The organism is Streptomyces sp. (assembly GCF_035563135.1).
Taxonomy (GTDB): domain Bacteria; phylum Actinomycetota; class Actinomycetes; order Streptomycetales; family Streptomycetaceae; genus Streptomyces.
The window spans coordinates 1-2,790 of sequence record NZ_DATMVN010000333.1 but is presented as its reverse complement, the minus strand read 5'-3'; the positions used below and the strand labels follow the sequence as shown (position 1 = coordinate 2,790).

Annotated in this window: 1 protein-coding gene and 1 pseudogene; one reads left to right on the top strand and one right to left on the bottom strand. The window is 70.6% G+C overall.

Features of this window, described 5'->3' with window-relative positions; genetic code table 11:
• Positions 1–145: pseudogene (locus VN520_RS14570) on the top strand (DUF349 domain-containing protein); the annotation flags it as partial.
• A 167-nt stretch (positions 146–312) separates the two neighbouring features.
• On the opposite strand, the gene VN520_RS14565 reads toward VN520_RS14570, so the two are convergent.
• Positions 313–2,790, bottom strand: a 2,478-nt coding sequence (locus VN520_RS14565) for a bifunctional (p)ppGpp synthetase/guanosine-3',5'-bis(diphosphate) 3'-pyrophosphohydrolase (protein WP_325747329.1), incomplete at its 5' end; no start/stop codon positions are given.

Genomic DNA, 2,790 nt, shown 5'->3' with positions numbered 1-2,790 from the left:
CGCCGTGGACAAACTCAAGGGCCAGATCGAGCAGGCCAGGGCGCAGGGCAACACCGCCAGGGCGGACAAGCTGGAGCGCGAGCTGCAGGGCCGCCAGGCCCTGCTGGACCAGGCGCTGAAGGGCCTGGAGGAGTTCGGCGGCTGAGCCGCACGCTTCCCTGTGGAAGAGGGCTCCCGTACGCGACGCGTACGGGAGCCCTCTTCCGTGCGGCCGCGCACCCCGTCGGCCACGTGGGCCGGAGGCCCGCCGCCGGCGGGGCGTGCGGCTGCGCCGGGCTGTCGCCGGGCGTGCGCCCGCTCCAAGCTGCTGCCCTACGGGCGGCGCGCCGAGGTGACCCGGTAGACGTCGTAGACGCCCTCCACGCCGCGTACGGCCTTCAGGACGTGTCCCAGGTGCTTGGGGTCGCCCATCTCGAAGGTGAAGCGCGAGGTGGCCACCCGGTCCCGCGAGGTCTGCACCGCGGCCGACAGGATGTTCACGTGCTGGTCGGACAGGACCCGGGTGACGTCGGAGAGCAGCCTGGAGCGGTCCAGCGCCTCGACCTGGATGGCGACGAGGAAGACCGACGACTGGGTGGGCGCCCACTCGACGTCGAGGATCCGCTCGGGCTGCTGCGAGAGCGAGTCGACGTTGACGCAGTCCGCGCGGTGCACGGAGACGCCGCTGCCCCGGGTGACGAATCCGATGATCGGGTCGCCGGGCACGGGAGTGCAGCAGCGGGCCAGCTTGACCCAGACGTCCTCGACGCCCTTGACGACCACGCCCGGGTCCGCGTTGGCCCGGCGCTTGCTGCGCCCGTGCGAGGGCGGCGAGCTCTCCGCCAGGTCCTCGTTGGCCGCGTCCTCGCCGCCGAGTGCCTGGACGAGTTTCTGGACGACTCCCGCCGCGGCGACATGGCCCTCGCCGATCGCCGCGTAGAGCGACGAGATGTCGGGGTAGCGCATCTCGTGCGCGAGCGTGACCAGGGAGTCCCCGGTGAGGATGCGCTGGATCGGCAGGTTCTGCTTGCGCATGGCCCGCGCGATGGCGTCCTTGCCCTGCTCGATCGCCTCGTCACGCCGTTCCTTGGAGAACCAGGCACGGATCTTGTTGCGTGCCCGGGGCGACTTGACGAACTGGAGCCAGTCGCGGGAGGGCCCGGCGCCGGCCGCTTTGGAGGTGAAGACCTCCACCAGGTCGCCGTTGTCGAGCGTCGACTCCAGCGGTACGAGCCGCCCGTTGACCCGTGCCCCTATGGTCCGGTGGCCCACCTCCGTGTGGACCGCGTACGCGAAGTCGACCGGCGTCGCTCCGGCGGGCAGCGCTATCACGTCGCCCTTCGGCGTGAAGACGAAGACCTCGTTGCGCGACAGGTCGAACCGCAGGGACTCCAGGAACTCGCTGGGGTCCTCGGTCTCCTTCTGCCAGTCCAGGAGCTGGCGCAGCCACGCCATGTCGTTGACCGTGTCCTGGCCGCGCCCGCCGCCGGTGTTCTTCGGGATGTCGGTGCGGACCTTGGAGGCGCCGGCGACCGCTTCCTGCTTGTACTTCCAGTGCGCGGCGATGCCGTACTCGGCGCGGCGGTGCATGTCGAACGTACGGATCTGGAGCTCGACGGGCTTGCCGCTGGGCCCGATCACCGTGGTGTGCAGCGACTGGTACATGTTGAACTTGGGCATCGCGATGTAGTCCTTGAACCGCCCGGGCACCGGGTTCCACCGGGCGTGCACGGTGCCGAGCGCCGCGTAGCAGTCGCGGACGGTGTCGACGAGGACCCGGATGCCCACCAGGTCGTAGATCTCCGCGAAGTCCCGGCCGCGCACGATCATCTTCTGGTAGACGCTGTAGTAGTGCTTCGGCCGTCCGGTGACGGTGGCCTTGATCCGGGCGGCGCGCAGGTCGGCCTGGACCTCGTCGGTCACTATCGCGAGGTACTCGTCACGCTTGGGCGCGCGCTCGGCGACCAGGCGGACGATCTCGTCGTACATCTTGGGGTAGAGGATCGCGAAGGCGAGGTCCTCCAGCTCCCACTTGATGGTGTTCATGCCCAGGCGGTGAGCCAGCGGCGCGTAGATCTCCAGGGTCTCGCGGGCCTTCTTCTCCTGCTTCTCCCGCTTGAGGTAGCGCATGGTGCGCATGTTGTGCAGCCGGTCGGCGAGCTTGATGACGAGGACCCGGGGGTCCTTGGCCATGGCGACGACCATCTTGCGTACGGTCTCGGCCTGGGCGGCCTCGCCGAACTTGACCTTGTCGAGCTTGGTGACGCCGTCGACGAGGAGGGCGACCTGGTCGCCGAAGTCCTTGCGCAGGGTGTCCAGGCCGTACTCGGTGTCCTCGACCGTGTCGTGCAGCAGCCCGGCCATCAGCGTCGCCGGGTCCATGCCGAGCTCGGCGAGGATCGTGGTGACGGCGAGCGGGTGGGTGATGTAGGGGTCGCCGCTCTTGCGCTTCTGGCCGCGGTGCCAGCGTTCGGCGACCTGGTAGGCCTTCTCGATCTGGCGCAGCGTGGCGGACTCGATCTTGGGATCGTTGCCGCGGACCGTGCGCAGGAGCGGTTCGAGGACCGGGTTGTACGGGCTGGAGCGCTGCATTCCCAGCCGGGCGAGGCGGGCCCGTACGCGGTTGGAGGAGCCGCCCGAGCGCGCGGGGGCCGACGGAACGGCGGCGGCCCTGGACGGGGGCTTCGCCACGGGAGCCGGTGCGGGGGGCTTCGGCGCCGCGGCTCCTGGGACGGACTTCGCCGGGGGCGCCTGCTCCGCGCCGGAGGAGGGCGCGGTCTCCGGGCCGGGGGAGGGCGTCTTCGCGCCGGG